This is a genomic window from Streptomyces antarcticus (assembly GCF_026627255.1).
GTDB classification, from domain to species: domain Bacteria; phylum Actinomycetota; class Actinomycetes; order Streptomycetales; family Streptomycetaceae; genus Streptomyces; species Streptomyces antarcticus.
The window spans coordinates 167,813-193,323 of record NZ_JAPNLM010000014.1; the positions used below are offsets into that span (position 1 = coordinate 167,813).

33 protein-coding genes and 3 pseudogenes are annotated in these 25,511 nt (G+C 72.3%); 20 read left to right on the plus strand and 16 right to left on the minus strand.

Annotated features, from left to right (window positions below; all coding sequences use genetic code 11):
• Positions 1-71 precede the first annotated feature (71 nt).
• Complete coding sequence (locus OTB16_RS21960) at positions 72-767, minus strand: alpha/beta fold hydrolase (RefSeq protein ID WP_267722161.1); 696 nt, start codon at positions 765-767, stop codon at positions 72-74.
• Between the two features lie 916 nt (positions 768-1,683).
• Between OTB16_RS21960 and OTB16_RS21965 the strand changes: the two genes are divergently transcribed.
• The 4 genes from OTB16_RS21965 (at position 1,684) to OTB16_RS21980 (ending at position 6,279) form a co-directional block, all read left to right on the plus strand.
• Positions 1,684-2,739 carry a LacI family DNA-binding transcriptional regulator gene (locus OTB16_RS21965; RefSeq protein ID WP_267722163.1) on the plus strand — a complete coding sequence of 352 codons (1,056 nt, stop codon included), beginning with the start codon at positions 1,684-1,686 and terminating at the stop codon, positions 2,737-2,739.
• A 252-nt stretch (positions 2,740-2,991) separates the two neighbouring features.
• Positions 2,992-4,191 carry a thiolase family protein gene (locus OTB16_RS21970; RefSeq protein ID WP_267722164.1) on the plus strand — a complete coding sequence of 400 codons (1,200 nt, stop codon included), beginning with the start codon at positions 2,992-2,994 and terminating at the stop codon, positions 4,189-4,191.
• A 137-nt stretch (positions 4,192-4,328) separates the two neighbouring features.
• Positions 4,329-5,768, plus strand: a complete 1,440-nt coding sequence (locus tag OTB16_RS21975) for an aldehyde dehydrogenase family protein (protein ID WP_267722165.1) — start codon at positions 4,329-4,331, stop codon at positions 5,766-5,768.
• A gap of 94 nt (positions 5,769-5,862) precedes the next feature.
• Complete coding sequence (locus OTB16_RS21980) at positions 5,863-6,279, plus strand: thioredoxin family protein (protein ID WP_267722167.1); 417 nt, start codon at positions 5,863-5,865, stop codon at positions 6,277-6,279.
• 131 nt (positions 6,280-6,410) lie between these two features.
• On the opposite strand, the gene OTB16_RS21985 is transcribed toward OTB16_RS21980, so the two are convergent.
• Both OTB16_RS21985 and OTB16_RS21990 read right to left on the minus strand, forming a co-directional pair.
• Positions 6,411-7,607, minus strand: coding sequence for a tyrosine-type recombinase/integrase (locus OTB16_RS21985; protein ID WP_267722169.1), 1,197 nt, complete (start codon positions 7,605-7,607; stop codon positions 6,411-6,413).
• A 14-nt stretch (positions 7,608-7,621) separates the two neighbouring features.
• Positions 7,622-8,275 carry a helix-turn-helix domain-containing protein gene (locus OTB16_RS21990; protein WP_267722170.1) on the minus strand — a complete coding sequence of 218 codons (654 nt, stop codon included), beginning with the start codon at positions 8,273-8,275 and terminating at the stop codon, positions 7,622-7,624.
• A 166-nt stretch (positions 8,276-8,441) separates the two neighbouring features.
• Between OTB16_RS21990 and OTB16_RS21995 the strand changes: the two genes are divergently transcribed.
• The 9 genes from OTB16_RS21995 (at position 8,442) to OTB16_RS22030 (ending at position 13,373) form a co-directional block, all read left to right on the plus strand.
• Complete coding sequence (locus OTB16_RS21995; protein WP_267722171.1) at positions 8,442-8,639, plus strand: DNA-binding protein; 198 nt, start codon at positions 8,442-8,444, stop codon at positions 8,637-8,639.
• Between the two features lie 127 nt (positions 8,640-8,766).
• Positions 8,767-9,453, plus strand: a complete 687-nt coding sequence (locus OTB16_RS22000; RefSeq protein WP_267722173.1) for a DUF6907 domain-containing protein — start codon at positions 8,767-8,769, stop codon at positions 9,451-9,453.
• Positions 9,450-9,935: a DUF2742 domain-containing protein gene (locus OTB16_RS22005; RefSeq protein WP_267722174.1), complete on the plus strand. Its 486-nt coding sequence runs from the start codon at positions 9,450-9,452 to the stop codon at positions 9,933-9,935. The genes OTB16_RS22000 and OTB16_RS22005 overlap by 4 nt, the downstream gene beginning before the upstream one ends.
• Positions 9,932-11,188, plus strand: coding sequence for an AAA family ATPase (locus tag OTB16_RS22010; RefSeq protein ID WP_267722175.1), 1,257 nt, complete (start codon positions 9,932-9,934; stop codon positions 11,186-11,188). Before OTB16_RS22005 ends, OTB16_RS22010 begins: the two co-directional genes overlap by 4 nt.
• Before the next feature lie 215 nt (positions 11,189-11,403).
• The gene (locus tag OTB16_RS22015) at positions 11,404-11,625 is read left to right on the plus strand and encodes a hypothetical protein (RefSeq protein WP_267722177.1); all 222 of its coding nucleotides are present in this window, start codon (positions 11,404-11,406) and stop codon (positions 11,623-11,625) included.
• 113 nt (positions 11,626-11,738) lie between these two features.
• Positions 11,739-12,089, plus strand: a complete 351-nt coding sequence (locus OTB16_RS22020) for a hypothetical protein (RefSeq protein ID WP_267722178.1) — start codon at positions 11,739-11,741, stop codon at positions 12,087-12,089.
• A gap of 241 nt (positions 12,090-12,330) precedes the next feature.
• Positions 12,331-12,507: a helix-turn-helix domain-containing protein gene (locus tag OTB16_RS39660; RefSeq protein ID WP_420717773.1), complete on the plus strand. Its 177-nt coding sequence runs from the start codon at positions 12,331-12,333 to the stop codon at positions 12,505-12,507.
• Positions 12,476-12,724 carry a hypothetical protein gene (locus OTB16_RS22025; RefSeq protein ID WP_267722180.1) on the plus strand — a complete coding sequence of 83 codons (249 nt, stop codon included), beginning with the start codon at positions 12,476-12,478 and terminating at the stop codon, positions 12,722-12,724. The genes OTB16_RS39660 and OTB16_RS22025 overlap by 32 nt, the downstream gene beginning before the upstream one ends.
• Entirely contained in the window at positions 12,714-13,373 is a 660-nt protein-coding gene (locus OTB16_RS22030; protein ID WP_267722181.1) for a hypothetical protein, read from the plus strand. Before OTB16_RS22025 ends, OTB16_RS22030 begins: the two co-directional genes overlap by 11 nt.
• 118 nt (positions 13,374-13,491) lie before the next feature.
• Here OTB16_RS22030 and OTB16_RS22035 read toward each other — a convergent pair whose 3' ends face one another.
• On the minus strand, positions 13,492-13,782 hold the full coding sequence (locus tag OTB16_RS22035; protein WP_267722183.1) for a hypothetical protein: 291 nt from the start codon (positions 13,780-13,782) through the stop codon (positions 13,492-13,494).
• Between the two features lie 48 nt (positions 13,783-13,830).
• Positions 13,831-14,052, minus strand: coding sequence for a hypothetical protein (locus OTB16_RS22040; protein WP_267722184.1), 222 nt, complete (start codon positions 14,050-14,052; stop codon positions 13,831-13,833).
• 381 nt (positions 14,053-14,433) lie between these two features.
• On the opposite strand from OTB16_RS22040, the gene OTB16_RS22045 reads away from it, so the two are divergent.
• From OTB16_RS22045 to OTB16_RS22060, 4 genes are all read left to right on the plus strand, one after another.
• Entirely contained in the window at positions 14,434-14,637 is a 204-nt protein-coding gene (locus tag OTB16_RS22045) for a hypothetical protein (protein ID WP_214954428.1), read from the plus strand.
• 2 nt (positions 14,638-14,639) lie between these two features.
• The gene (locus OTB16_RS22050) at positions 14,640-15,176 is read left to right on the plus strand and encodes a DUF6879 family protein (RefSeq protein WP_267722187.1); all 537 of its coding nucleotides are present in this window, start codon (positions 14,640-14,642) and stop codon (positions 15,174-15,176) included.
• Positions 15,173-16,015, plus strand: coding sequence for a helix-turn-helix domain-containing protein (locus OTB16_RS22055; RefSeq protein WP_267722188.1), 843 nt, complete (start codon positions 15,173-15,175; stop codon positions 16,013-16,015). Before OTB16_RS22050 ends, OTB16_RS22055 begins: the two co-directional genes overlap by 4 nt.
• Positions 16,016-16,100: 85 nt before the next feature.
• Complete coding sequence (locus OTB16_RS22060) at positions 16,101-16,478, plus strand: hypothetical protein (RefSeq protein ID WP_267722190.1); 378 nt, start codon at positions 16,101-16,103, stop codon at positions 16,476-16,478.
• Positions 16,479-16,863: 385 nt separating this feature from the next.
• On the opposite strand, the gene OTB16_RS22065 is transcribed toward OTB16_RS22060, so the two are convergent.
• Genes OTB16_RS22065 through OTB16_RS22095 form a run of 7 tightly spaced genes read right to left on the minus strand, consistent with a single transcriptional unit; the run spans position 16,864 to position 18,969 of the window.
• Positions 16,864-17,190 carry a hypothetical protein gene (locus tag OTB16_RS22065; protein WP_267722192.1) on the minus strand — a complete coding sequence of 109 codons (327 nt, stop codon included), beginning with the start codon at positions 17,188-17,190 and terminating at the stop codon, positions 16,864-16,866.
• Positions 17,187-17,696, minus strand: a complete 510-nt coding sequence (locus tag OTB16_RS22070) for a hypothetical protein (RefSeq protein WP_267722194.1) — start codon at positions 17,694-17,696, stop codon at positions 17,187-17,189. The genes OTB16_RS22065 and OTB16_RS22070 overlap by 4 nt, the downstream gene beginning before the upstream one ends.
• A gap of 8 nt (positions 17,697-17,704) precedes the next feature.
• The gene (locus tag OTB16_RS22075; protein WP_267722195.1) at positions 17,705-17,863 is read right to left on the minus strand and encodes a hypothetical protein; all 159 of its coding nucleotides are present in this window, start codon (positions 17,861-17,863) and stop codon (positions 17,705-17,707) included.
• Positions 17,864-17,865: 2 nt separating this feature from the next.
• Positions 17,866-18,099 carry a hypothetical protein gene (locus tag OTB16_RS22080; protein WP_267722197.1) on the minus strand — a complete coding sequence of 78 codons (234 nt, stop codon included), beginning with the start codon at positions 18,097-18,099 and terminating at the stop codon, positions 17,866-17,868.
• Between the two features lie 26 nt (positions 18,100-18,125).
• Entirely contained in the window at positions 18,126-18,482 is a 357-nt protein-coding gene (locus OTB16_RS22085; protein ID WP_267722198.1) for a DUF6907 domain-containing protein, read from the minus strand.
• Entirely contained in the window at positions 18,479-18,697 is a 219-nt protein-coding gene (locus OTB16_RS22090) for a hypothetical protein (protein ID WP_267722200.1), read from the minus strand. The genes OTB16_RS22085 and OTB16_RS22090 overlap by 4 nt, the downstream gene beginning before the upstream one ends.
• Complete coding sequence (locus OTB16_RS22095; RefSeq protein ID WP_267722202.1) at positions 18,694-18,969, minus strand: hypothetical protein; 276 nt, start codon at positions 18,967-18,969, stop codon at positions 18,694-18,696. The genes OTB16_RS22090 and OTB16_RS22095 overlap by 4 nt, the downstream gene beginning before the upstream one ends.
• A gap of 185 nt (positions 18,970-19,154) precedes the next feature.
• Here OTB16_RS22095 and OTB16_RS22100 point away from each other — a divergent pair, with 185 nt between their 5' ends.
• Complete coding sequence (locus tag OTB16_RS22100; RefSeq protein WP_267722204.1) at positions 19,155-20,585, plus strand: dihydrolipoyl dehydrogenase family protein; 1,431 nt, start codon at positions 19,155-19,157, stop codon at positions 20,583-20,585.
• 36 nt (positions 20,586-20,621) lie between these two features.
• On the opposite strand, the gene OTB16_RS22105 is transcribed toward OTB16_RS22100, so the two are convergent.
• The 3 genes and pseudogenes from OTB16_RS22105 to OTB16_RS22115 all read right to left on the minus strand — a co-directional run.
• Positions 20,622-22,505, minus strand: a complete 1,884-nt coding sequence (locus tag OTB16_RS22105; protein ID WP_267722205.1) for a PAS domain S-box protein — start codon at positions 22,503-22,505, stop codon at positions 20,622-20,624.
• A 654-nt stretch (positions 22,506-23,159) separates the two neighbouring features.
• Positions 23,160-24,023: an SCO6745 family protein gene (locus tag OTB16_RS22110; RefSeq protein ID WP_267722206.1), complete on the minus strand. Its 864-nt coding sequence runs from the start codon at positions 24,021-24,023 to the stop codon at positions 23,160-23,162.
• 58 nt (positions 24,024-24,081) lie between these two features.
• A pseudogene (locus tag OTB16_RS22115) lies at positions 24,082-24,579 on the minus strand (GntR family transcriptional regulator); the annotation flags it as partial.
• Here OTB16_RS22115 and OTB16_RS22120 point away from each other — a divergent pair.
• Positions 24,573-25,076: pseudogene (locus OTB16_RS22120) on the plus strand (YbhB/YbcL family Raf kinase inhibitor-like protein); the annotation flags it as partial. The pseudogenes OTB16_RS22115 and OTB16_RS22120 overlap by 7 nt on opposite strands.
• 92 nt (positions 25,077-25,168) lie before the next feature.
• On the opposite strand, the pseudogene OTB16_RS39665 reads toward OTB16_RS22120, so the two are convergent.
• A pseudogene (locus OTB16_RS39665) lies at positions 25,169-25,279 on the minus strand (transposase); the annotation flags it as partial.
• A 56-nt stretch (positions 25,280-25,335) separates the two neighbouring features.
• Between OTB16_RS39665 and OTB16_RS22125 the strand changes: the two are divergent.
• Complete coding sequence (locus OTB16_RS22125; RefSeq protein WP_267722208.1) at positions 25,336-25,479, plus strand: hypothetical protein; 144 nt, start codon at positions 25,336-25,338, stop codon at positions 25,477-25,479.
• Positions 25,480-25,511: the final 32 nt, after the last annotated feature.

Below are 25,511 nucleotides of genomic sequence, written 5' to 3' on the forward strand. Positions count from 1 at the left end.
GAGGCCAGGCCGTCCTTCTCCCGGAGTCCCGCGCGGGTCCGCGTCGTCCGGCGCGTTCCGAACGGGCCGCCTCAGATCCAGCCCTCCAGGGAGGTCATGAACGCCCCGAAGTCGTCCCGGTGAATGGTGTGTCCGGCGCCGGCGACCGAACGGACCTCGAATCCGCGGGACGTGAGCACGGCCGCCCGTTCCGGTGAGATCAGCGTGCTCGGGTCAGAGAGCTGGACCAGGGAAGGAACCACCGGCGCGGCCGGCAGCAGGTCCGTACCGAGGAGCGGGGCGAGGCCGAGTGCGGTCGACTCGTCCCACAGGGCCAGCGTCCCGATCTCGATGTCGACGTCCGCGTCCTCCCAACGGGGGTTCATCGCCCGTATCTGCTCCCTGGAGGCGTACTTGAACCGCGCCAGCATCTCCGGACCGAACCCCTCGACGGGCGGGGCCAGGTGCCACGCCGGGTCGGAGAACACGGCGCGCCGCGGCCGGAGCCGTTCCACCGCGAGGGACAGGGTGAGGCCGCCGAGCGAGTGGCCGATGGCGAGCTCGGCTCCGGCGGGAAGGGACTCGGCGACATCGTCCGCGTAGAGCTCGGCGGTGTACTCGCCCCGGGGGCTGGCCCCGTGGCCTCGCAGGTCGACGGCGATGACCCGGTAGCCGCGGTCGGCGAGCGCGGGTCCGACCCGGCGCCAGGTGCGGTGGTCGGCCATGATGCCGTGGATGAGGAGGGCGATGCGGTCGCCCTCGCCCCAGGTGTGGGTGTGGAGTTGCACGGGGTGCCCTTCTTGCGGGTGCGGGTGCGGGTGCGGGTGCGGGTGCGGGGTGGGGTCGGGTGCTGGTCTGCCGGTGGTTACACGTGTCAACCGGCGGGTGAACACTGTGTATCCCAGCCGCTCGGTGTTCCGCTAGACCCGCGACCGGACCGTTACGCATGGCCGGGCGGCGCGGGCCGGACTGCGGGGGCCGGGCGTTGTGGGGCCGGGGCCGCTGGTGCGGGAGTGTTGCTGCGGGCTGCGGGCTGCGGGCTGCGGGCTGCGGGCTGCGGGCTGCGGGCTGCGGGCTGCCGAGTGCTGGGCGCCGGGCGCCCGAGCGCTGCTCGCGCGGGTGGCGCTGCCGGGCCGGCCGGGGCCGGGGGCCCGCCGGGCGCTGGAGGCGGGGTCGCTGGCGTACCCGGCGTCGGACGCGGTTCGGCCGAGGGCCTGTGGGGCGGCACGCGGCACGCAGCAGGCGGCCGGCGGCCGGGTGAGAGGTGCCGCCTCCCGCGCGCTCGCTCGCTGTTCGCGGGGCCTCCTCGGGCGGTCCGCGCCCCGTCCGCGGCGGCGGTCCTGCCCCCCCGGCTCCGGATCGGTATCCGCCAATCCGCGGCCCGCCGCCCCGGGGGTACCGGTGCGGATGCGGTACGTCCCGCGCCCCGGCCGCGGCTTCGGGCGCCGGTGCCGCCAGGGCCGTTGGCGGGTGGCGGGGATCGACAGCCCTCCACCGGGCCGGAGTTGGCGCGCCGGGCCGGTCGGGAAACGGTGTGCGGTGGCCGGCCGGACAGCGGCCGGGGGGCGGTTGGCCTGTCCCGCTCCGAGGGGTGCGGCACGGGCGTCCGGCACGCGCCGATGACGCGTGTCATCGCTGTGTAGCATGCCTTTCAGGCCATCCGCCGGGCCTCCGGTGCGACCGGTCTGGAAGGATGCCACGGCAATGTCTCAGTCATCGAAGTCGCCGAAGCCGCCGGCACCGGCCTCCGGACCGGCTCCCACGCCGCCGCCTCCGCCTCCCGTCCCGACCAGTGCCGACGTGGCCCGGCTCGCCGGCGTGTCGCGCGCCACCGTCTCGTACGTGCTGAACAACGCGGAGGCCGTCCGCATCAGCGAGCCGACCCGCGTCAAGGTCCGCCGGGCCGCCGAGGAGCTCGGCTACGTCCCGCACGCGGCCGCCCGCAGCCTGCGCGCCGGGCACACCCGGCTCGTCCTGCTGCCCACCTCCCACGTCCCGGTCGGCCCGCTGTACAGCACCTTCCTGAACGAGCTCCAGTGGGCCCTGCGCCGCCTCGACTACACCGTGGTCCAGTACGGCAGCCTCGGCCTCACCGGGGACGAGGCCGCGCGCGCGTGGGCGGAGCTGCGCCCGGTGGCGGTGATCTCCCTCGGCGAGATCACCCTCTCCGCGCACAACGTCGCCACCCTGAAGCGTGCCGGGGCCCGCGCGGTGATAACCATGGGCCCGCTCGGCGTGCCCGGTGCGCACGCGCTCGTCATGGACCAGCGGGAGGTCGGGGCCCGGGCCGCCGCCCACCTCGTGGAGCGCGGCCGGCGGCGGATCGGCGTGATCGTGCCCGAGGAGGAGGGGCTGGAGCTGTTCTCCGGACCCCGGCTGGAGGGTGCGCGCTCCGTGCAGGGCGCGGAGATCGAAACCTTCCCGATGTCCTACACGGAGGAGTCCGCGGCCGCCCTCGCCGCCCGCTGGCGCGGGCTCGGACGGGACGCGGCGTTCGCCTACAACGACGAGTACGCGATGCTGCTGATGCGGGCCTTCCAGGACGAGGGGCTGCGCATCCCCGAGGACGTCGCCGTCATCGGCGCCGACGACCTGCTCATCGGCAGGCTGCTGCGGCCCCGGCTGAGCACCGTCCAGATCGAGATGCCGACCGGGGACCACCTCGCGTCGCTGGTGGACCGTGCCGTGCGCGAGCCGTCGGAGGTCACACAACGGCACGACCTGATGGCGGCCGCGGCCATCCGGCGGGAGTCGACCTGATCCGTGCGCCCGGCGCGCCCGCCTGATCCGTGGGCGCGCCCCGCACGCCCCGGCACAGCCGGCGCCCGCCCGCCCCCGCCCCGCCCGGCGGCCGTTGACAGGCGGTGACGTGCGGACGGAGACTGCGGGCGCGCCCCACCGGTCGCACCCGGCGATGCTCCCCGGTACCCACGAAGGCACCGTGCGCCCCGCCACCCGGCTCCGGCCCCGCTCCACCCGCCTGCCCGTACGGATCCGCCCAGGAGAGACCCCATGAGCAGCCGCACCGTCCGCGACGTCTACGTGGTCGACGCCGTCCGCACCCCGATCGGCAAGTTCGGCGGGGCCCTCGCCGGAGTCCGGCCGGACGACCTCGCCGCGCACGTGGTGCGCGCGCTGGTGAACCGTACGCCCGACCTCGACCCGGCCCGCATCGACGACGTGGTCTTCGGCGATGCCAACGGCTCGGGCGAGGACAACCGCGACGTCGCCCGCATGGCGGTGCTGCTCGCGGGGCTGCCCGTGACCGTCCCCGGCGTCACAGTCAACCGGCTCTGCGGATCCGGCCTCGAAGCCGTGATCCAGGCCGCCCGCGCCATCGCCCTCGGCGACGCCTCCGTCGCCATCGCCGGCGGCGTCGAGTCGATGAGCCGGGCCCCCTGGGTGGTCCAGAAGCCCGAGCGGGCCTTCCCCGCCGGTCACCAGCAGATGTGGTCCACCACCCTCGGCTGGCGCATGACCAACCCGCGGATGCCCGCCGAGTGGACCGGCTCGCTCGGCGAGGGCGCCGAGCTGATCGCCGAGAAGTGCGGCGTCACCCGCGAGGCGCAGGACGCCTTCGCCCTGGAGAGCCACCGCAAGGCCGCGGCCGCCTGGGCCGCCGGGCAGTACGACGGGGAGGTCGTCCCGTACGCGGGTGTGGACCTGGTGCGCGACGAGTGCGTACGGGAGGGCTCCACGCCGGAGGCGCTGGCCCGGCTCAAGCCCGCCTTCCGGACCGACGGCTCCGGCACGGTCACCGCCGCCAACGCCTCCCCGCTCAACGACGGCGCGGCCGCCCTGCTGCTGACCGACGAGGCGGGCCTCGCGGCCACCGGGCGCGAGCCGCTCGCCCGGATCAGCGCGTCCGCCGTCACAGGGATCGAGCCCCAGCTGTTCGGCCTCGGCCCGGTGGAAGCCGTCCGGCGGGCCCTCGCCAAGGCCGGCCGCGGGCTGGCGGACCTCTCCGTCCTGGAGCTCAACGAGGCTTTCGCGGCACAGGCGTTGGGCTGCCTCGCCGAGTGGCCCGAGCTGGATCCGGGCGTGGTCAACCCGCGCGGCGGGGCCATCGCGATCGGCCACCCCCTCGGCGCGTCGGGCGCCCGGCTGGCCGGCTCGGTCGCACACCAGCTGGCGGCGGCCGGGTCCGGTACGGGCATGGCGGCGCTGTGCATCGGCGTCGGGCAGGGAATCGCGCTGGTCCTGGAACGCTGAGCGCGGGCGTCGATCATTTCCGGTCACGTGCGAATGCCAACTGCCCAATAACTGAACAGAAGTGAGGCCGCAGGTCTGGCACGATGGCGCGTGCTGCCGCCCCCCGCCCCGACCATCCCCACCGGAGGCCCCGCGCCATGCCGCTCCTCGATCCGACGCTCTGGCAGGACGGACCCACCCTCACCGGCGGCGCCGCTCCCGTCGTGGAACCCGCCACGGGACGCACCCTCGCCACCTTCGAGCTCGCCGCCCCGGCCGACGTGGCCGAGGCCGCCGTACGGGCCGGGGCCGCACAGCGGGACTGGTCCCGTGCCACCCACCTGGAGCGGGCCGCCGTACTGCGCCGCGCCGGGGACCTGTTCGCCGCCCACGCCGACGAGCTGGGGGAGTGGCTGGTACGGGAGTCGGGGTCGATACCCGGCAAGGCGGCCTTCGAACTGCACGTCGCCGCCCAGGAGTGCTACGAGGCCGCCGCGCTGGCCTCGCGCCCGACCGGGCAGGTGCTGCCGAGCGAGGCGCCCCGGCTGTCCTTCACCCGCCGCGTGCCCGCCGGGGTGGTCGGGGTCGTGGCGCCGTTCAACGCCCCGCTGATCCTGTCGATCCGCTCGGTCGCGCCCGCGCTGGCGCTCGGCAACGCCGTCCTGCTCAAGCCGGACCGTCGCACGGCCGTTTCGGGCGGCCTGGTCCTCGCCGCGGTCCTCGCCGCCGCCGGCCTGCCGGGCGGGCTGCTGCACGTCCTGCCCGGCGGCGCCGAGACCGGGGCCGCGGTGGTCGCCGACCCCCGGGTCCGGGTGGTGTCCTTCACCGGGTCCACGGCGGCAGGCCGGATCGTGGGAGAGCTGGCGGGGCGTCACCTCAAGCGTGTGCACCTGGAGTTGGGCGGAAACTCCGCTCTCGTCGTGCTGCGCGACGCCGACGTCGAGGCGGCCGTCGCCCAGGCCTCCTGGGGCTCCTTCTTCCACCAGGGCCAGATCTGCATGACCGCCGGACGCCACCTCGTGCACGCCTCGCTGTACGACGAGTACGTCGAGCGGCTCGCCGCGCGCGCCGAGGCCCTGGCGGTGGGCGACCCGTACCGCGAGCAGGTGCACCTCGGCCCGCTGATCGACCGGCGCCAGGCGGAACGGGTACACGCCCTGGTGGAGGCGAGCACCGCCCAGGGGGCCAAGCTCGTCGCGGGCGGCACCCACCGCGAGCTCTTCTACCGGCCCACCGTGCTGGCGGGCGTCGGGGACGAGACCCCCGCGTACGCCGAGGAGGTGTTCGGCCCGGTCGCGCCCGTACGGTCCTTCGCGACGGAGGACGAGGCGGTGGCGCTGGCCTCGGCCGGGCCCTACGGGCTCTCCCTCGGCATCGTGACCCGGGACGCGGGGCGCGGACTGGACCTGGCCGAGCGCATCCCGACCGGGATCGCGCACGTCAACGACCAGACGGTGAACGACGAGGCCGTCGCGCCCTTCGGCGGGGTCGGTGCGTCGGGCAACGGCGCCCGCTTCGGCGGCGAGGCGAACCTGGACGCCTTCACGGAGCTGCGCTGGACCACGGCCCGCACCAGCCCGGCGGGCCATCCGTTCTAGGGCGTCCGCGGAGGGCGGCGGACCGGGACGGAATGATGCGGGCGCGCCGTTCGTTCAAGCAGGCAGACGGCTCTCATCTGGAGGTTTGGACACCGTGGCTACAGTCGAGCTCACAGCGGAAAACTTCGACCAGACGGTCAGCGAGAACCCGTTCCTGCTGATCGACTTCTGGGCGGGCTGGTGCCGGCCGTGCCTGCAGTTCGCCCCGGTCTACGAGAAGGCCTCCGAGGCCCATCCCGACCTGGTCTTCGCCAAAGTCGACACCGAGGCGCAGCAGGAGCTGGCCGCCGCGTTCGACATCAGCTCCATTCCGACGCTGATGATCGTCCGCGATCAGGTGGCGATCTTCGCGCAGCCCGGCGCCCTGCCGGAGGCGGCCCTCACCGACATCATCGGACAGGCCCGCGCGCTCGACATGGACGAGGTACGGGCGAAGATCGCCGCGGAGCAGCAGGCCGCCCAGGGCACGGGCACCCCGGACGCGCGAGGGTCCGGCACGCCGGAGGCCTGAGTGCGTGACGCGACGCCCGACCAGCGGTGACACTGGTCCGTATGACTGAAGCGGTGTTCTACCGATTCCGGCTGCTTCGCAGATCAGGGGCTGTTTGTTGCTCCGCTGGGTAGCGGAAATCTCACAAAATCTCACACAGGGGGGTCGGAGGCGTCGCTTCCGACCCCCAGCAGTGCGTTCAGGTGGACCACGGCCGACTGCATGTCGGCCGCCGTCGGGTGCACGTAGACACGCTTGGTGAAGTTCGCGTTCGTATGACCGGCCCACGAGGCGAGGACCGTGTCCGGCACCCCGTTCACCGCCAGGAACGTCAGGCACGAGTGCCGAGCGTCGTACAACCGGACCTTGCGCAGCTCCAGCTCGGCCATCAGCGCGTACGCGTGCTCCCGGAGGAGCCGGCCGTTCATAGGCATGCCCAGCGGGTCAACGAACACGTACGCGCCGCTCGTGTACGCGTCGCCCGCAGTCGCGGCCTCCGCCGCCTGGAGCACCTTGAAGTTCAGCAGGGCCAGCCGGACCGGATCCGGCAGCGGGAGCGTGCGCTCCCCGGCCTCGCTCTTCGTGTCCTTCTCGACCACCCGTGCGTTCCCGATCAGGGTCCGGGTGTTCGCGATGCTCAGCGTCCCTTCCTCGAAGTCGATGTCATCCCACCGCAGCCCCGACACCTCTGCCGGCCGCAGCCCCATCAAGCTGAGGAGTAGCGGCCCGAACAGCCGGTCGTCGCGGACGCCGAGGATGAACTCCTTCACCTCCACCACGTTCCACGGTGCCGCCCGCGGGCTCTCCCGCTTCTCGGCCTTGCGAGCCTTCCGCGGGATGGTGATGTGCTCGGCGACGTTTCGCGCCACCAGGCGGCGCCGGATGCCGTAGTTGAGCGCCGCCCGGAGTCGGCCGAGTACGCCGCCCGCGGTGATGGTCCGCAGGCCCGTGCCCGGCTTTCCGCCGCGCCGTCGCGCGCTCACGAGCAGCCAGGCGACCATCGAGTCGATGTCGTCCTCGGTCAGTTCCTGGAGCCGCACGTGGCCGAGGTAGGTGTGGACGTGCACGAGGGAGTTCCGGTAGCCGACGATCGAGGTCTCTTCGAGGTCGGCGGCCTTGCTGTCGAGGTACAGGTTGAGCAGCTCGGACACGGTGACCTTGCTCGGCATGATCAGCTGACCGGTGCTCCGCTCGTGCTGGAGCCGGGCCCGCTCGTTCTTCGCTTCGGTCGCCGTGTCCTTCGTGACGGTGAGCTGCTTCCGCCGGCCGTTCTCGTCGGTGCCGATGTCGATGACGAACCGGTACCGAACCTTGCCGTTGGCCAGCGTGATCTTCTTGATCTCGGCCATGGTCCGCCCCCCGATCAGGCTTCGTCCGAAGTGGCGTCCAGCCTCATCCACTTCGTCAGGGTGGCGGTCAGCTGTCGTGTGATATGCCCCTGCTTGGCCTGACGTTCACCCACGGGTAGGTCGCCGAGAGCGTTCACGCGCCGGTCGCGCTCTTCCGTCAGGCTCCCGTCCCAGATCTGCTCCGCGGCGTTGACCACGTCGAGAAGGTCGACGCCGTACCGCTCGGCGAAGGCCCGGTCGGCCGCGATGGGGATGCTCCGCCCTCTCCGGTTGAAGTCCTTGAGCACCGCGCGGACGTTATCGGACCCCATCGGGATCACGCTTGATTCTTCGGCGGACAGCCATGCGCGCAACTCGGCTCGCGTCGTCTGCGCCCACGAAGCGGGGAAGTCGGATCGCGGAGTGATCATCACGTTGCCTTCGCCGTCGAACAGATCGCGAAGTTGCAGCTCCAGGGCGTGGCTCAGGACCACCAGGGCGCCCAGGTCTACCGCTTCCCGCCGCCCGCTCTCAAGGTCGGAGATGTGGGTGCGCTTCCACTTGAGGCCCGTACGGAAGAGCCGATCGGCCAGGTCGCCCTGGGTAAGTCGTCGGCTCTGCCTGATGGCCTTGAGGTTCTCGCCCACGACCTTCCCCACCGTGGGAGGGGCTTCGGAGTCGTCTGTCATGCCTCCGAGAGTGCCACATCGCGTGCGTAACCACAACGCACTGTTGGCCATTTTCGTCCGTGGGTTGACCCGGCATTCCAGATGGTGCACTCTGCTCCTAGGTCGTCTGCGTGATGAACCAGAGGCCGATTATGCAGGATGGTCACGCAATCGAAAGGGTGGCCCTATGACGCCCCCGACGCTCGACGAACTGCGCACCTGGCCGGCGACGGTCGACGTGAACCGGGCCGCGATGGCCCTGGGTATCTCGCGCAGCCAGCTGTACGCCCTGATCAAGAGGAACGAGGCGCCCGTCCGGGTCCTCGACTTCGGGGCCAAGAGAGTCGTAACAGCCAGTCTCGTGCAGCTGCTCGAAGCCGCATGAAAACGGCCCCCAGCAGGTGCGCTAACACCTGTCGCCGGGGGCCCGAAGCACCGCCATCCGATCCGGAACAGCCGAACGGCCGCGCGGGATGCCAGTCCCTGATGCGCGGCCGTGAAGGAGCTTCAACGTGAAGACTGCCACGACCAACACCAACATCGCCAGTGCGCTCGCCGCGGCCACCGAGCCGACCGGCAAGACGCACCCGCTCCTCGCCGACCTTCCGCCGGCCGCTCACCCGGTCGCGGGACGGATCGCCGACCGCATCGCCGCCGAGCTCCCCACGCTGGCCGCGAAGATCGACCGGAGCGTCATCGCCGCCGCGATCGACGAGTTCCTCACCGCGCCGAAGCCCCTCACCGCCGCTGAGCGAGGCACCGACTGGATCCGCCTGTACGACTGCCCGACGTGGTGCGTGATGGACCACGCCGGCGCCGACGGTCAGCCGGGCTGGCACCAGGGCCCCATCCTCAAGGCCGAGGCCCCCGTCCCCGGGGTGAACGCCGCACCCGGCGACGCCCCCGACAGTCTCTTTGAGGCCCGCATCACCCAGACCCGCGAGGAGTCCGCCGTCTACGGTGTCAACTCCGCGCTGTGGCTCGACTACGGGCAGGACAACCTGGAGTTGGACCTGGCCGGCGTTGACGCGTTCATCGCGGGCATGGAGACCTTCCTCCCCAAGCTGCGCGCGCTCCGCGACCAGCTCGCCCTCGTGTCCCGGGACGACTTCCCGGGCGACGAGCAGGCGAAGACCGCGTACATGGCCGCGTGCGACGCCCGCATCAAGGCCGTCGACGCCGCGAAGGCCGCGCGGTGACCAGCAGTACCGAGGACCGTCCCCGCCTGGCCATCGCGGCCGAGCGGGGGCGGGCCCTCCGCTCCGTACCCGCGCAGGCCACCCCCGGCCAGATCACCGAACTCCGGGCCGAGACGCAGATCGCCGCGCTCAGGGTGACCGACTGGCCGGCCTACGGCTCCACACCGTGGCTCCAGCTGCACCCGACTGACCCGCGCACCTACGCGGCCGTTCTGGAGGCCGCCGAGCAGTACCGGCGCCTCGATGTCGACCCCGACCTCCCGGCCGCCGAGTGGTACACCGCCGTGTTCGGAGACGCCCGGGCCACCGCGGCCCGCATCGTCGCCGCCACCCGCCAGATCCGCACCATGCGCGAGATCCGCGACGCCCGCGCCCGACCGACGTCCGCCCACCAGCTCAAGGCCACCCCCGGGTGGCCCCCGATCGCGGTCCCGGGCCAGCCCGGCCGCTACCTCGTACATGGCCAGGAGAACTGCGCGTGACCACCACGTACGACCCCACGGGCCTGCCGCCGGAGAGCATCCGCGCGGCAGGCCTCGCGGGCGTTCCCCAGCAGGTACCCGACGTCCCTCCGCTGTGGCTCCCCGACGACGACGGCCCGCAGGACGCTGAGGCGGAGCCGCGCGCGCTGCTGCTGACGCCCGCCTCCCGCGTCAGGATCCGGCCCGTCCGCTGGCTGTGGGACACGACCCCCGAAGGTGCCCCGCCCACCTCGCACGGGCGCGTGCCCATGTACTCCCTCGTCATTGCCGCGGGCGGCCCGGGACTGGGCAAGTCCCAGTTCGCCGTCTGGATCACCGCCCGGATCACCCGCGGCGAACTCCCCGGCGAGCTGTACGGCAAGCCTCGCCCCGTGATCTACGCCGCAGCCGAGGACTCGTGGACGTACACGATCGCCCCCCGACTGATCGCGGCCGGCGCGGACATGGACATGGTGTTCTACGTCAAGGTGCAGGACGACGAGCGGCCCAACGCCCGTCTGACCCTGCCCATCGACACGTCGCTCCTCGCCCGCGAGGCCGAGCGGCACAGCGTCGCGCTCCTCGTCATGGACCCCCTGCTCTCGTACATCGACAAGGGCGTCAACGACTACCGGGCCGCCGAAGTCCGGCAGGCGCTGGAGCCGCTCGTCGAGGCCGCGGACCGGCACCACTTCACGATCCTCGGCCTGGCCCACTTCACCAAGTCCGGCGCTGCGGACCCGCTTTCCCGGGTGGCTGGCTCCGGCGCCTTCGGGCAGCTGATCCGCGCACTGATCGCGTTCGCCCGGGAGGACACCGACGACGGCGACCAGCGGTACGTCATGTCGCTGGAGAAGAACAACCTGGGCCGCCTCGGACTGCCCTCCCACCTCTACACGATCCAGCCGATCACTGTGGACACCGAGGAAGGCCCCTCGTACGTCTCGCGGTTCGTCCTCGGGCCCGAGACGAACACGTCCGTCCGCGACGTCATGCGCGACGAGACCGCCCCCGGCGGAGTCGACCGTGCCGAACGGAGCGAGGCCGTCGAGTGGCTGGAGGACTACCTCACACAGGGCGACCGCTGCGGCGAGGCCCTGCCGAAGGAGGTCCAGGCCGCCGCCCGGGCGGCCGGCATCTCACAGAACGCCCTGCGCGACGCGAAACAGAAGCTGCACGTGAAGAGCGTGAAGCCCAAGGGCGTCATGAACGCCGCCTGGTTGTGGCAGCTGCCCGGCTACGCGCCCGAGGACCACGACCCGGGCACGGACTGACCCCTACCCCCACACGAGCGCCGCATCTTCCTCATCTTCTTTCTGACCTGCATATATACCCCCTCCCCTTCCCCCCACCTTCCCCCTCATCTTCGGAGGAAGGCAACACCTTCGAAGATGAGGAAGGTGCGGGCAAGGCGGGGGCAAGGTGCGGGCACATAACCCCAGGTCAGACAGAAGATGCGGAAGGTGAGGTCCCCCAGAAGGAGAGACCCATGCAGCTCCGCCACTCCAGCCTCATAGCCGGACCCTCCGACCTCATCGCCCACATCGCCGCCAACTACCGCTGCGGCCACTGCACGAGCGAAACCGAAGCCCTAACCGACCAGCACGGCAACCCCCACCTCGTCATCCACCACGACGACGGATGCCCGGTCCTCGAAGGCACCCTCTGCAGCCTCCCCGACACCTTCCGAGCCGCCACCGGCACCGACTGACGTCCAGCCGCGGCGGCTCACGTCTCGCGCGCGCACGCAAGACCCCCGCCGCCCATCCGGTTCCGCCGGCCTCGCGGACACCGCCCCCGTACATGTGCGAGAGGACCCCTGCCGTGCCCGACACCCCTGAGAAGCCCGTCTCCTACCCTGGACGGCCCGAGTTGGACCAGGCGAACGCCCGCTTCCGCCGCGCCGCCGCCCGCCTCCACAAGGAGGCCGCGAAGTACGACCCCGACCTCATGCCGGCCCTCGCCGGGATCGTCGCGGAGGCCGCCGAGCACCTGGCCCGCCTGGCCTCCGACTTGGAGGCCGCGGAAAGCTCCAGCGCCCGGAACAAGCGCGTGTTGAAGGCGGCCGAGGACAAGATGCGGGCCGGCTGGAAGGCCGCGGCCCGGCGCGGTGACCCGCGGGCCCTGCGGATGCTCGAACAGCTCGACCGGCGCGCCCGTGACCGCGCGGAGTGACGGGCCGCGGGTCCTGCCCGATGGGTCGGTGGTCGTGCCGCCCGGCCTCGCCTCGACCGTGTTCGCCGCCACCACGCTCTACCTCAGCTCGCGTACGCGGGCGGCCGGGGGTGCGCTGACCCCGGAGGCCCGTGAACTCTTGCGAGCCCTCCACGCAGGCGCCCAGGGCCCCGGTAGCGAATCCGCTACCTCACAGAGCAACTCCCGGACTGTGGACCACGGGTCAGGTCCCGTGCTCGGTGTGGCGGAGGCGGCCAGCGTCCTGGGGTGTGACCCCTCGTACGTGCGCCGGCTGTGCCACACCGGGCGACTCCCGGCCCAACGCAACCGGGGCGGTTGGGTCATCGAGGCCGGCGCCCTCGACGACTACCGCCACGGGAGTACCCATGGGAAGCCAGGACCAGCACCGCACAGCTGATCTGTACACCGCGATCAGCGACCGCTACGTACAGCGGCAGGCCGCGGCCGACGCCGCTACGGCCCCGGAGCGGGAGGCACGCGACGCCGCCCTCGACCGCGACGCCGCCCTCTGGGGCACCCCTGCGTGGGACACGCTGCCCGCCACCCGCAAGACGCGGGTAGGCCAGCACGTCGCCGCACAGCGCGCCGAGGCAGGTGGTCCCGATGCAGCGTGACACCGCCGCCGCGGAACTGGCCGAGGCCCGCGCCCTGCTCGACACCATGACGGAGCGGGTACGCGAGGGCGACCCCGACGTGACCCCCGAGCAGCTGGCCACGCAGCGCGAACTCATCGCGTTCGCCGAACTCCGCGTCGAGGCAGCGCAGCGCAAGGAGACCCGCGTACGCGCGGAGGAACGGGTCACGCTGGCCGGCGCCGCCCGCGAGGCCGCCGAGCAGCTGCTCACCGGGCCCGGCACGGACGAACTCACCGCCGCCACCCGCGACGCCGTGGACGCCCTCGCCCGCCTGGCCGGCCTGGTGAACGAGCGGAACGAGCGGATCGCCGAGATCGGCAGCACGCTCGTACAGCTCGACACCGACCTCAAGGCGGCCGGCGAGACCACCGGAGCGTGGGGCACCCGCAAGTTCGGAGTGTGGGGCAACCGCGACGGCGTGACCGTCGATGGCATAGGCCGCGCCGAGGCCCTCCCGATGGGCCGCCTGTCCGTCGCCGTGACCGTCGCTGGCCTCGGCGAGGACAACCCTGGCCGCGCTGCGCAGGAGCAGCACATGAAGAGCTTCAACGGGCTCCGGCACACGACCGTGCAACACCTCATCGACACGTTCCCCGCCCTCCGCGACGCCGTAGCGCCCTCGACGTGAACGTGATCAGCCTTGGCCGCACGGGCAGTGCCAAGCGCGTCCTCGACCAGGCCTGACGCCCGACCCACGCGGCCGGTCCCTCTTTGCGAGGGGCCGGACGCGCTGCTTTCTCTCGGGGTCAGAACGGCTCGTCGCCGCTCCCGACGATCGTGATCTGGAAACTCTGCGGAGGAGACCCGAGCCAGTCGCCAATGTCCGGGCGGAGGAACTCGCCCTCCCGCTCATCCTGGAGCCTGAGCCGGCCCCGGGACAGGTTCATCAGTTCTGCCGGCTGCTGGTTGGCGGGCACGGAGAGGGTCCCGGCCCACCCGGTACGAAGGCCGTGGGACGTCGTGTGGAGATTCGCTGTGACCGGGTGCTCCCGGCCTTCGTTCGTTATCAGTACGGCGGGGCCGTTGTAGCTGCTCATGCCCGAGGTTAGCCAGACCGGTGGCGCGAGCGCAGCCGATCCCCGTGGCTATATCCAGACAGACCACACGCTGGCCGCGGTCGCAGCAGCGAGCCCGAGGATGGCCAAGACGATCGCCGCGAGATTGTCGGCTACCTGATCGAGGACGTAGAGCCGGGTCACTTCGCGCTGATAGAGGGTGTCCAGCCATGTAGAGGACACGGGGAGCGTTTGCTCCCGTAGATCACTCTTGTCTGCATCGGGCAGGCTGCTCCGCTGGATGATGTCCACGCCCTCAGCCGCCAACGCAAGTCGGCCCGTTCCCGGAGAAGATGTCGAATTCCTCGGGCGAGGCCAAGCCCACCCACGACGCCGGAAGCGATGGCGAGCGCGGCGTTACTGGGCTTCACGCCAGCAAGAAGTCCGACGGTCACTGGGGCCAGCACAAGGAGCGCGATCCCGGCCGCGATGATGCTTCTGTCTCTCATCGAGGGAACCTACTGCGGCCGTACCGCTGCGGCATAGGGAGAGCGCATCGTTACGGCGAACGGCGTCCCCGTACGGCGCCCGCGAGGACTCCGGGGCCCCCTGCACAATCTCGCGCAACCGGCCCCCACGGCCGCCAGCGGCGCAGCATGCTGGGTTCCCCGACCAGCCTGAACGGAGCCCGCCATGACGCTGCGGTTCATCGGCACCACGTCCGAGTACGGCAACTGCCCGACCCTCTACGAGGTCGTCGAGACCGGCGACATCGTCGTCCAGGGCGACGTCCTCACCGACCCGGAACACCTCGCCCAGCTACGGGACGTCGGCGAGCACGAGACGTTCGTCGTCATCCCGCGCGACCTGCTCACCCGCTTCGCCCCCAAGGAGTGACCGTGCCCGCCCTGGTCCCCTTCGAGGACATCGTCCATCTGTTCGGCGAGTTCCGGCACACCGCGTTCCGGCTGGAGACCCGCTGCGGCTACGCCTCCGACCGGGCCGGCGCCCGCTACCAGGCGTTCATGCGCGGCATCGAGCCGGAGGAGCAACCGGAGCACCCGTGGAACGCGAACGTGCGGCAGAAGGCCGTACAGGGCGCGCGGTTCTCCCGCGTCCGGATCATCGACGAGCCACCCACCGACGGGCAACGGTTCCTGATGGCGGCCGCCGCCGGGAACGTCGCGGCCGGCGAGGACATCCGGGTCCTTCCCCGCGCCGAGGCCGTACGGCTGAAGCTCCCCGAATACGACCTATGGCTCTTCGACTCCCGGACCCTTGTCCGCCTCCACATCGACGACCAGGACGTCACGACCGGAGTCGAAGTCGTGGACGATCCCGCCGAAGTGCTCGCCGCATGCCGGGCCCGTGACCGCGCCTGGCCCCTCGCCGCCCCTACTGCCGAGGTGTGGGCACAGGTACGTTCGTCCGCGTGAGCACGGACTTTCAGAGCGCCCGCGTGGCCCTCGGCGCGCGCCTGCGAGAGCTGCGCGCCGAGGCCGGCGAGAACGGGAAGGACTTCGCCGCCCGCCTTGGCTGGCAGCGGTCCAAGGTGTCCCGGCTGGAGAACGGCAAGCAGACCGCCACCGCCGACGACCTCACCGCCTGGGCGGCCGCCGCGGGCGTACCCGAGCAGGCCGCCGACCTCGCCAGCCGCCTGCGCGGTCTGGAGTCCCAGCAGAGGTCATGGCGCCGCCAACTCACCGCGGGCAACCGGCCCGTACAGGACCGGTACGTCGTCGAGTACCAGCAGACCGCGACGATGCGCGGCTACGAAGCCACCGTGATCCCGGGCCTGTTCCAGACCCCCGACTACGCCCGCCACCTGTTCGCGAAGAACGCCGTGCTCATGCAGTCGCCGCGGGACACGGAGGCCGCCGTCGCCGCCCGCATGCGCCGCCAAGAGGTGCTGTACGAGGCGGGCAAGCTGTTCCGGGTCCTGCTGTGGGAAGGGGCGCTGCACGCCCTCGTGTGCCCGCGCGAGGTCATGGCCGGCCAACTCGACCGGCTCGTCGGGCTGATCGGCATGAGCACGGTGGAACTCGGCATCGTCCCCCTCGGCGCCCCGCTGGAGCTGACGCCGAAACACGGGTTCTGGATCTTCGACGAGGAACGCGTCATCGTCGAGACGATCAACACGGAGCTGTCGTTCGACTCGCCCGACGACCTCGCCCTCTACGGCCGCGTGTGGGACGCCCTGAACGCGGCGGCCGGGTACGGGGCGCAGGCCCACCGGCTGATCGCCCGCGCCCGACACCTGATTGCGACCGCGTGAGCAACCGGCCCCAACCCGACGGGGCGCCGCGCAATCCGGCGCAACCGGCCGGACGCGGCCCGGCGCCCGTTCCTACGGTGCGGTTATGGCGATCGAGCAGGCCATCCCGGCAGAGTTCCCCGTCCTCGCCGGAGGCCACTGCAACTGGCACGACGGGCCCTCCGAGACCGCGCTGGAGGTCCGGTGGGGCGAGTCCAACTCTGGGCCGCCGAAACCGCTGTACGCCTGTGCGCCGTGCCGGGAGCAACGCGGCCTGACCCTGGCCGTCCAGTGCCAGGACGTGCCACTGCCGCGCCTGCACGGCCTCACCTGGGACCAGACCGCGGGCCGCGCGTGCATCGCCTGCGGGCGGCAGCTGATGTACGGGGCGGTACCGCGCGGGTCGGTGTCCACCCGGCACGGCGAGCGGGTCATCACGTACGAGGTGTGGTCCTGCCCGCCCCCTCCGGCGGTGCAGCCGTGAGGATCTGCTGCTACTGCGACCGGGCGATCCGCAGCGAGGAGTACGAGGTCATTCCCGTTGACTCGGCGTCGGCCGCCCGCCCGGACCAGCATGCGCACGAGGACGGCGATCCGAACTGTCGGCCGATCACCGTCGCGGATCCGACCGACATCCGCTGACTCCCGGCGTCCGTGGTCACGGCGGACCATGGCCAGCCGGGCAGCACAGGGCCCCGACCGCGTTCGTACATCCGCGGCCGGGGCCCTTTGTGCACCTAGTTGCAGAAGGTCGGGTGTTTCATCTGAAACACCTGCCCGCTCGATCGGTCAGTGCCCGCAGAACGGCTTCGTCCACCATCCGCAGGCCGCGCAGTAGTCCGCGCCGAGGCGGGTCAACAGGGTCCGGATCATGCGCCGTTCACCTCCGTCCGGACTGGGTAGATGATCGTCAACCCCTCCCCCGGCCCCCTCTCGATACGGTCGACTTCAACGCTCTCATCTGCGTAAACGTCGCCGGAAGGGGTCTCGGAGGGCGGTGGGGGAGTGGCGGACGAATCGGACAGCCCGCGCCGGTACTGCCACCCGCACGCGACCACCACCAGACCCCACACGGTCAACACCCCGGCGTCCGGCGCCGCCGCGAACACGACCGCCACCGGCACCCCGGCCGCGACCACCAGGACGCACCCGCCAGCCGTACGGCTCGGCTCCGGCTCCTCCTCGGCGGCGGTCACGCGAACGCCCCGTAGACCGTGGCGCCCAGCCAGTTGGCGCCCTGCGCGAGGGGGACCGCAGCGAACCCGGCCACCCCGGCGGACGTGCCGAGGAGAATCCCGCACCAGGCGCCGCGCTTGATGTCGGACCCGTGCTCGGACTTCTTCACCGCGGCGATTAGGCCGACGGTGAGGATGAGGACCAGGGCGCCGCCGGTCTGGGTGAGCGGCAGGTACGTGGCCCGGGCGACGTTCTGGCCGGCCTGGCCTCCGACGCCCCAGACGAGCGCGACGTCGCCGAGCCAGTTGGAGATCCACAACGTGGTGTCGGCGATCCACCCGATCAGGCCGCCGACGCCGAGGATGGTGAGGACGCCGTACGCCCAGGCGGCGAGGAACGGCAGCAGGGCCGCGGCGTGCTTCGCTGGGTCCTTGCGGAGCGGCTTCGTACCGGGCCACCACGTGGTCATGTGGTGGACCAAAATGCAAAGGCCGACGGTGACGCCGCCGATCGTGACGATGTTCACGGGATTCCTCAGAGGAGGGCCGCGCCGAGCGCGGCGAGCAGGAGGATGAACGCCGCGGTGCCGAGCACAGGCATGGCGTAGGTATCGCGGGCGCGGGGCGGGCCCGCGAGGCAGAGCCCCGCGAACCCACCGACCGCGGCCGCCGCGAAGAACACGGCGAGGAGCACGGTCACACCGCGCCGGGCGGGTCCGTCACACGCAGCGGCGGGCCGTCATACGCGGGCACCCGGACCGCCATACGTGCAGGTGAAACACCATCCGGGTAGAGGCCGGACTCCCATACCCACGTGTATCCGTGGGCGAGGAACGCGACGGCGAAGCGCACCGCGTCGGACGCCGTCAGACCGGTCCGCATGATCGTGGCGAGGTCGTCGGACAGGGTGTCGTCCACGCGGACGGACAAGCTCTTACCTGCCTTCGGCGGGGTGCTCACCAGACACCCCCCGCCCGGAGCACGGCCAGGCGGTCGGCGAGCTCGCGGAGCAGGGCCGCGCGCTCCACCAGCCCGGCCGCGTACTCGCGCAGGCCGTCCGGGGCGAGGGTCGCGCCGGGGATGACGATCTCGACGTGGATGCTCACCGGAACGGGCGTGCCGCCGTACGGGAACGCGACGAGCTCGACGTCCACGTCCACCAGGCCAGCGGGTACCGGGACGGGCGCCGCGTGGTGGACGTCGGCCCGATACTCGGCCGGGCCCTCGGCGTGGCCGGCGCACCATGCGGGTTCGGGCAGGGTGACGTCACCGTGATCGAGGGTGGGCACCACGACGGTGCGGGCCCCGGTCATCGGCCGGCCTCGGCGTCGAGGGCGGTGAGGAGCTGCCGGAGTGCGATCTCCAGCCGGACGGCCGCGCCGAGCATGGCCCGGTCGTCGTAGATGTTGGCGCGCTGCTGCTCGGCCAGGGTCTCGCGGGCCGATTCGAGGGCGATGTCGAGGGGGGGCACCCACTGGGCGCCGTCCGGCTCCGGGGTGCGCAGCGGGTCGTAGGCGGTGGTCGTCATCGGGCACCGCCCGCGGCCTGGCGAAGTTCCTCGGCGTACCGGCCGCGGGTGATGCCCTTCTCGACCGCGGGCGCGTACCTGAGGATCTGCTGCTCGGCCCACTCGCCGCGGGCGGTCCCGTGGCCGTGCCGCCGGGTGGCGAACGTGAGGGCGAGGGCGAGACGCAGCGTCTCGCGCATGGGGTGCTGGGGGCGCTCCGCGGTGAGGCGTGCGGCGATCTGGCAGAGGAGAGCGCGCGTGTCCGCGTCGGGCAGGCGTGTACGTTCTGACATTGGGTTCGGACTCCTTGATCAGAAGGGTCTGGATCAAGGCCCCGGCGGGTGATGGCGTCACCGCGCCGGGGCCGCCGTCATCTCACGCGTGTCTCACAGACCACACGTACAGTGACGGGATATGAGCCCCTGACCGGGATTCCTGCGGGTCCTGGTGGACCCTACGGAACCCCTGGAAGGTGTCTATGTCGGAAGCGGTGGAGTACGACGTCGTGGTGCTCGGCGGTGGACCGGCCGGCGAGAACGTCGCCGACCGGACCCGCGCCGCCGGGCTGAGCACGGCGGTGGTGGAGAGCGAGCTCGTGGGCGGGGAGTGCTCGTACTGGGCCTGCGTCCCGAGCAAGGCCCTGCTGCGCCCGGCGCTGGCCCGGGCGGACGCGCGCCGGGTGCCGGGCCTGGCCGGGGCCGTCCAGGGGCCGCTGGACGCGGCGGCGGTGTTCGCGCACCGCGACTACTGGACGGGCGACTGGAAGGACGAGGGCCAGATCGACTGGCTCGATTCCATCGGCGCCCACGTGTACCGGGGACACGGGAGGCTCTACGGCGTCCGCAAGGTCGCCGTCACCAGCCCGGAGGGTGAGCACCACGTGCTCACCGCCAAGCACGCGGTGGTCGTCGCCACCGGCACCCGGGCGCTCGTCCCCGACCTGCCCGGGATGGCCGGGGCCCGCCCCTGGACCAGCCGGGAGGCCACCTCCGCGCGGGAGGTGCCCGGCCGGCTGCTGATCGTGGGCGGGTCGGTGGTCGCCGCCGAGATGGCCACCGCCTGGCAGGCGCTGGGATCACAGGTCACGGTACTGGTGCGCGGGTCGCGGCTGCTGCCGCGGATGGAACCCTTCGCCGGGGAGCTGGTGGCCGACGCGCTGCGCGAGGCCGGCGCGGTGGTCCGTACCGGCGTGTCCGTCGAGTCGGTCGTACGGGACGGCTCGACCGGGCCCGTCTCCGTGGTCCTGGAGGGCGGCGAGACCCTGGAGGGCGACGAACTGCTGGTGGCGACGGGCCGTTCGCCGCGGACCGAGGACATCGGCCTGGACACGGTGGGCCTGACCGCCGGGGAATGGATCGGGGTCCACGACGGCTGCCGGGTCCCGGGCCACGACTGGCTGTACGCGGTCGGGGACGTCAACCACCGCGCGCTGCTGACCCACCAGGGCAAGTACCAGGCCAGGATCGCGGGCGCCGCCATCGCGGCCCGCGCGGCGGGCGACGCCGCGCTGGACACCGGCCGCTGGGGCGCGCACGTGGCGACCGCCGACACACAGGCGCTGCCGCAGGTGGTCTTCACCGACCCGGAGGCCGCGGCGGTGGGGCTCTCCCTGGCCGACGCGGAGCGGGCGGGCCTGCGGGTGCGCGCCGTCGACTACGACCTGGGGAAGGTCTCCGGCGCGGGGCTGTACGCCGACGGCTACCGCGGCCGGGCCCGGATGATCGTCGACCTGGACCGCGAGATCGTCCTGGGCGCCACCTTCGTCGGCCCGGGAGCCGCCGAACTGCTCCACGCGGCGACCATCGCGGTCGCGGCGGAGGTCCCGATCGAGCGGCTGTGGCACGCGGTTCCGGCCTACCCGACGATCAGCGAGGTCTGGCTGCGCCTGCTGGAGACGTACCGGGGCTGAACACCCCCACGGCGGCCCGCGTCCCGCCCCGCCCCGTTACGCCGTCCGGCGCGGGGCGGGCAGGGGCAGCGAGAACCAGACGGCCTTGCCCTCCGCAGTCGGGAGCGTGCCCCAGGACTCGGCGAGCGAGTCGACGAGGAGCAGGCCCCGGCCGGACTCTGCGTCCGGGGGAGCGAACCGTGCCTGGGGGAGGACGTGACTGCCGTCGCACACCTCCACGCTGAGCTCCCGGCCTGCCCGGCGCAGCCGTAGCCGGACCGGGCCGCAACCGTGGCTCACCGCGTTGGAGAGCAGCTCGGACGCGAGCAGGCACGCGGTCTCGCACAGCTGGTCGTCGACGCCGTCCCACGCGGCGAGGGCCGAACGCAGGAACCGCCGCCCCTCGCCCACACTGCTCGGTCGCGCGGCCAGCACCACGGTCCGCGAGGTCACCGGTGCGTCGGGGACGCGTACGAGCAGCAGGGTGACGTCGTCGGTGTTCTCGTCCGCGTCGGGCAGCATCTCGGCGAGGAGGGCGTCGGCCACCGCTTCGAGGCCCCCGGCGTGGTGGAACGCCTTGCCGAACACCGCGCTCAGAATGTCGAGTTGCTCCTCGATGTCACTGCCCGGGGTTTCGACCAGCCCGTCCGTGTACAGGGCGAGCAGCGAGCCGGGTTCCACGGCGTGGCGGCTCTCGTGGTGCGGCACCTCGCCGACGCCGAGCGGCACGCTGACGTCCACCGGGAGCCGGCTCACCTGCCCGTCGGGGGCTGCCATGAGGATCGGCAGGTGTCCGGCCGAGCACACGGTCAGCTCGGCGGCGTCCGCGTCGACCACCAGGTAGCAGCAGGTGACGAACTGGTCCGGGAGTTCGCTGACCACCGCGTCGAGGGCGCGCATCAACTGACGGGGCGGCATCCCGGTCTTCGCGAGCGCGTGCGACGCGGAGCGGAGCTGGCCCATGACGGCGGCGGCCTCGAGGCCGCGTCCCATCACGTCGCCGATCATGACGCCGATGCGGCCGCCGCCCAGCGGGATCAGGTCGAACCAGTCGCCGCCCACGCCCGCGCCCTGCCGGGCGGGGAAGTACCGGCTGGCCGTCGGCATGCCCGGTACCTCGGGAGGCGAGCCCATGAGGCTGCGCTGCAGGGTGAGGGCCACGTGGCGCTGCTGTTCATAGAGTTCGGCGAGCTTCTCCTCGGCGGCCTTGCGGTCGCTGACGTCGCGGATGGCCGCCGACACGAGGGTGCCGTCCGGGGTCTCCAGGGGGCTCAGGCTGATCTCGACCGGGAACTCGCGGCCGTCGCGGCACAGGCCGTGCAGCTCCAGCCCGGCGCCCATGGGTCTGACCTGGCGGTTGACGAAGTAGCCCTGCCGGAAGGCGGAGTGGTGCCCCCGGAACCGCTCCGGTACGAGCACCTCGACGGGCCGCCCCAGGAGGTCCGCCCTGGTGTGGCCGAACAGGGCTTCCGTCTGGGCGTTGACGAGCCGGATCGTGCCGCGGTCGTCGACGATCACCATCGCGTCCGGTGCGGCCTCCAGGAGCGCGCGGAACAGCTCCTCCGCCGCTCTGCGCTCGCTCACGTCCCGCACGGCCGCCGAGATGAGCAGGCCGTCCGTGGTCTCCAGCGGGCTGAGGCTGATCTCCACGGGGAACTCGCGCCCGTCCCGGCGCAGCCCGTACAGCTCCAACCCCGCCCCCATGGGACGCACTTGGCGGCTGGCGGCGTAGCCGGCCCGGTGCTGTGGGTGGTGCCCCCGGAAGCGCTCCGGTACGAGGACGTCGACGGGGCGCCCCAGGAGCTCCTGCCGCGAGTGGCCGAACAACGCCTCCGCCTGTGCGTTCACCAGCCGGATCACACCGGCGTCGTCGACGATCACCATCGCGTCTGGCGCCGCCTCCAAGAGGGCACGGAAGGGCTCCTCGGCCGTCGTCGTCATGTTGTGCCTCGCACTCGCCGAATACCACCGAAGCGAACATCCGACCACGCCCTGACCCTTCACTCCGCGGGTTGACCGGAACGCGCGCCCAATTGACCGGGTGTGAACACACGCCTGGCAGGTGAGCGCCGACAGGGGCGGGACCTGGGCGCCCGTGCCGGGCGCGACCGCGCCGGCGTAAAGATGGGGGGCTTCGCGCCCCGGCGGGCGGGTCCGGTCGGCGCCGGTTCGCCGGCGAGCATCCATCCCCACGTCGTCAGCGAGATCCGGTAGATCCGCGCGGAGGACTTCGCGATGCCCGCGCCGGTGAGGTAGCGCTCGACCGCCGCGGTGTACGACGCGGGCGGGGCGGACGGAGGTACGACCCGAGCGCGCGGCAACCGAAGCGCGCTCCCACTCCCGAGATCGGTCACCGGTTCGATCGTCACGCCGCCCCGCCCCCCTGACACTGCCGCAGCAAATGCGTGCACCTCGCCCCGGAGGTCGGAAGCCCTCGCCGCAGGTCGTGGTGATCACCGTAGGGGCCCTGTCGCGGTAAATCCGGCATTTACTGCGGCGGAGCCACCGGCTGTCACAACAACCTCGGAACTGAACGTCACGTAGCGCTGTACGCCACCTGACCGTAGCCACTGAGAGGGCTCCCGGCCCCGACCCTCAGCCCTTGCCGAAGTGCACCGCGGGGAAGGCGCCCGCTGCCCTGAGGGTTTCGGAGAAGCTGCCGGCCAGTTCGGTGAGGCGTGCGGTGGCGGGCGGGCCGAGGTGGTCGTACGGGGCGGCGTCGAGGCGGTCGGTGAGCACCTCGGTCTCGCCGCGCAGGGCCGTGCCCCCCTGCGTGAGGGCGCCTGCCTCGTCCAGCAGGCCGCGCTCGCGCAACTGGTCCCGGGCGGTGTCCCACTGCTGTGCGGACCACCCGCGGGTCCGCATGAACAGCGCCGATGTCGGTGCCGTGCCAGTGGCGTTGTGCAGGACCAGCGCCTCGATGCCGGACAGACCGGCGATCGCCAAGGCGGCGAGGTGACCGTCACCCCGGTGTTCGCGCAGAAGCGTCGCGGCGTGCCACAGGGCCAGGTGCGGCTCCTCGGGCACCGGGAGGCCGGCGTGCGCGGCGTACAGCGGGCGCGACTCGCGGTGGCACGCCTCGGTGGCGCGCAGCGCCAGTTCAGCTGCCTCGGCCATCTCCTTCGACGCGAGAACCTCTTGTCCGAGCTGTCGTCGCAGCATCCCGTCCACGCCGCGCAGTAGCGCCGCGAGCACCGCCTCCGGTGTGGTGACCGTCCACGCGGCGGGAATGTACCGCTTCACATGCTCGTGGTTGAAGTTGTAGAACGTCGCCGAGACCGTGCCCGCGCCGACCGCCCCGAGCGGGGCAGCGCGGCCCGCGTAGTAGGACATGGCCCCGCGCTCCAGCCCGAGCGCCGCGAGTTCGTCCTGCCGCTCCGGTGCGGAATACACGGCTGTGTGCAGAGGGCTGACGGCGTTGTGGCAGTGGCGGCCTGTGCTCGCCTGAAAGATAGTCATGCCGTGGCTCCGGTGTCGGTGATCAGGTGTGGTCGTGCGGCCAGGCGGGCGAGGCCTATCAGGCTTCCCGCTCGGGTTCGCGGTGGGTGCAGCCGGTCAGCCCGGCCGCGGTCTGGGTGAGGTGCCGGATCAGTACCTCGGCTGCGGTGTCGGCGTCGCGGGCCAGCACCGCCTCCTCCAGTCGGCGGTGCTCGGCGGCGCCGTCCCGGTCGGGGTTGCGGTGCGCCGGCCAGCGCCGGGCCAGCTCGCTCGCGGTCCACAGCCGGTCGAAGGTCTCCAGCAGGACGAGATTGCCGCACCCCTCCAGCAGCGTGCGGTGAAAGAGGCAGTGGGCTTCGGCCCAGGCGCTGCTGTAGTGCTCGCCCTCCTCTGCCACGTACGCCGGGGTGCGGGTCAAAGGGTGGTGGGAGGCTCGTACGCGTGCTTCCCAGTCCACATCGCCGCGTTCGACGGCCATGCGCAGCATGACCGGTTCGATCGTCCGGCGGGCCTCCCCGATCTCCTGCCAGCGGCGGTCGGAGTACGCCGGGACGGCGAAGCCGCGGTTGGGCAGCCTCTTTCACCGTTGTCAGCACCACCGTCACCGAGGGCGCCCCCTGGTCGATCGAGCAATACTCCGGCCTCTCCGGCGTTCCCGGCGGGAAGGACGTCTCCCCGCAGCTTTCTTGGAGCGGCGCCCCGGAAGGCACCAAGAGCTACGCCATCACGGTCTACGACCCCGACGCCCCCACCGGATCCGGGTTCTGGCACTGGGCGGTCGCCGACATCCCCGCCACCGTCACCGAGCTGCCCGAAGGTGCCGGCGATGACACCGGCTCGGGCTTGCCCGGGGGCGCGTTCCAGCTGCCCAACGACGCCCGCGCGGCCCGCTTCATCGGCGCCGCCCCGCCGGCCGGACACGGCCCGCACCGCTACTTCACCGTGGTGCATGCCCTCGACGTCGACACCATCGGCGTCCCCGCCGACGCCACCCCGGCCGCCCTCGGTTTCACCATGGCCGGCCACATCCTCGGCCGCGCGGTCCTGACAGCCACCGCTGAGACTCCCGCCTGAAGAACAGCCACAAGGCCCGCGCCAAGCGCAACCGGGCCCTCCACCTGGTCAACGTCCGGCGCCAGGCGCTGAGGACCGCGGCCCCAGCCCCGCAGGGACTCCGAGCTGATCCCGAGCTCCCGCGCGACCTCGGTCACCGTCCGGCCCGACGACCGCACGAGCTCGATCGCGTCCCGCTTGTACTCGTCCGAGTACCGCCTCATGTACTTGCTTCCCACCTGGCACTGCTTCCTCTGGGCTCTCACGTCCCAGTCTCCAGGTGTCCACAATCAAGGGGAAGCTTCACGCCGGACTGGGGGGCCTGCCGGGGGACCTCAGCCGCAACGCCCTGTTCGACGTCTTCTTCGCCCTCCAGGCCTGGCAGAGGCAGAAGCCGGCCCGCTTCACACGGGAACTGGAGTGACTCCACAGCGCTGTTCGACCGGACCTGCGCCG

Coding starts and splice junctions, on each gene's coding strand:
- OTB16_RS21965 (WP_267722163.1), top strand. CDS start 1,684: ATGTCTCAGTCATCGAAGTCGCCGAAGCCGCCGGCACCGGCCTCCGGA.
- OTB16_RS21970 (WP_267722164.1), top strand. CDS start 2,992: ATGAGCAGCCGCACCGTCCGCGACGTCTACGTGGTCGACGCCGTCCGC.
- OTB16_RS21975 (WP_267722165.1), top strand. CDS start 4,329: ATGCCGCTCCTCGATCCGACGCTCTGGCAGGACGGACCCACCCTCACC.
- OTB16_RS21985 (WP_267722169.1), bottom strand. CDS start 7,607: ATGGCCGAGATCAAGAAGATCACGCTGGCCAACGGCAAGGTTCGGTAC.
- OTB16_RS21990 (WP_267722170.1), bottom strand. CDS start 8,275: ATGACAGACGACTCCGAAGCCCCTCCCACGGTGGGGAAGGTCGTGGGC.
- OTB16_RS21995 (WP_267722171.1), top strand. CDS start 8,442: ATGACGCCCCCGACGCTCGACGAACTGCGCACCTGGCCGGCGACGGTC.
- OTB16_RS22015 (WP_267722177.1), top strand. CDS start 11,404: ATGCAGCTCCGCCACTCCAGCCTCATAGCCGGACCCTCCGACCTCATC.
- OTB16_RS22025 (WP_267722180.1), top strand. CDS start 12,476: ATGGGAAGCCAGGACCAGCACCGCACAGCTGATCTGTACACCGCGATC.
- OTB16_RS22030 (WP_267722181.1), top strand. CDS start 12,714: ATGCAGCGTGACACCGCCGCCGCGGAACTGGCCGAGGCCCGCGCCCTG.
- OTB16_RS22035 (WP_267722183.1), bottom strand. CDS start 13,782: ATGAGCAGCTACAACGGCCCCGCCGTACTGATAACGAACGAAGGCCGG.
- OTB16_RS22045 (WP_214954428.1), top strand. CDS start 14,434: ATGACGCTGCGGTTCATCGGCACCACGTCCGAGTACGGCAACTGCCCG.
- OTB16_RS22060 (WP_267722190.1), top strand. CDS start 16,101: ATGGCGATCGAGCAGGCCATCCCGGCAGAGTTCCCCGTCCTCGCCGGA.
- OTB16_RS22085 (WP_267722198.1), bottom strand. CDS start 18,482: ATGACCGGGGCCCGCACCGTCGTGGTGCCCACCCTCGATCACGGTGAC.
- OTB16_RS22090 (WP_267722200.1), bottom strand. CDS start 18,697: ATGACGACCACCGCCTACGACCCGCTGCGCACCCCGGAGCCGGACGGC.
- OTB16_RS22095 (WP_267722202.1), bottom strand. CDS start 18,969: ATGTCAGAACGTACACGCCTGCCCGACGCGGACACGCGCGCTCTCCTC.
- OTB16_RS22100 (WP_267722204.1), top strand. CDS start 19,155: ATGTCGGAAGCGGTGGAGTACGACGTCGTGGTGCTCGGCGGTGGACCG.
- OTB16_RS22105 (WP_267722205.1), bottom strand. CDS start 22,505: ATGACGACGACGGCCGAGGAGCCCTTCCGTGCCCTCTTGGAGGCGGCG.
- OTB16_RS22110 (WP_267722206.1), bottom strand. CDS start 24,023: ATGACTATCTTTCAGGCGAGCACAGGCCGCCACTGCCACAACGCCGTC.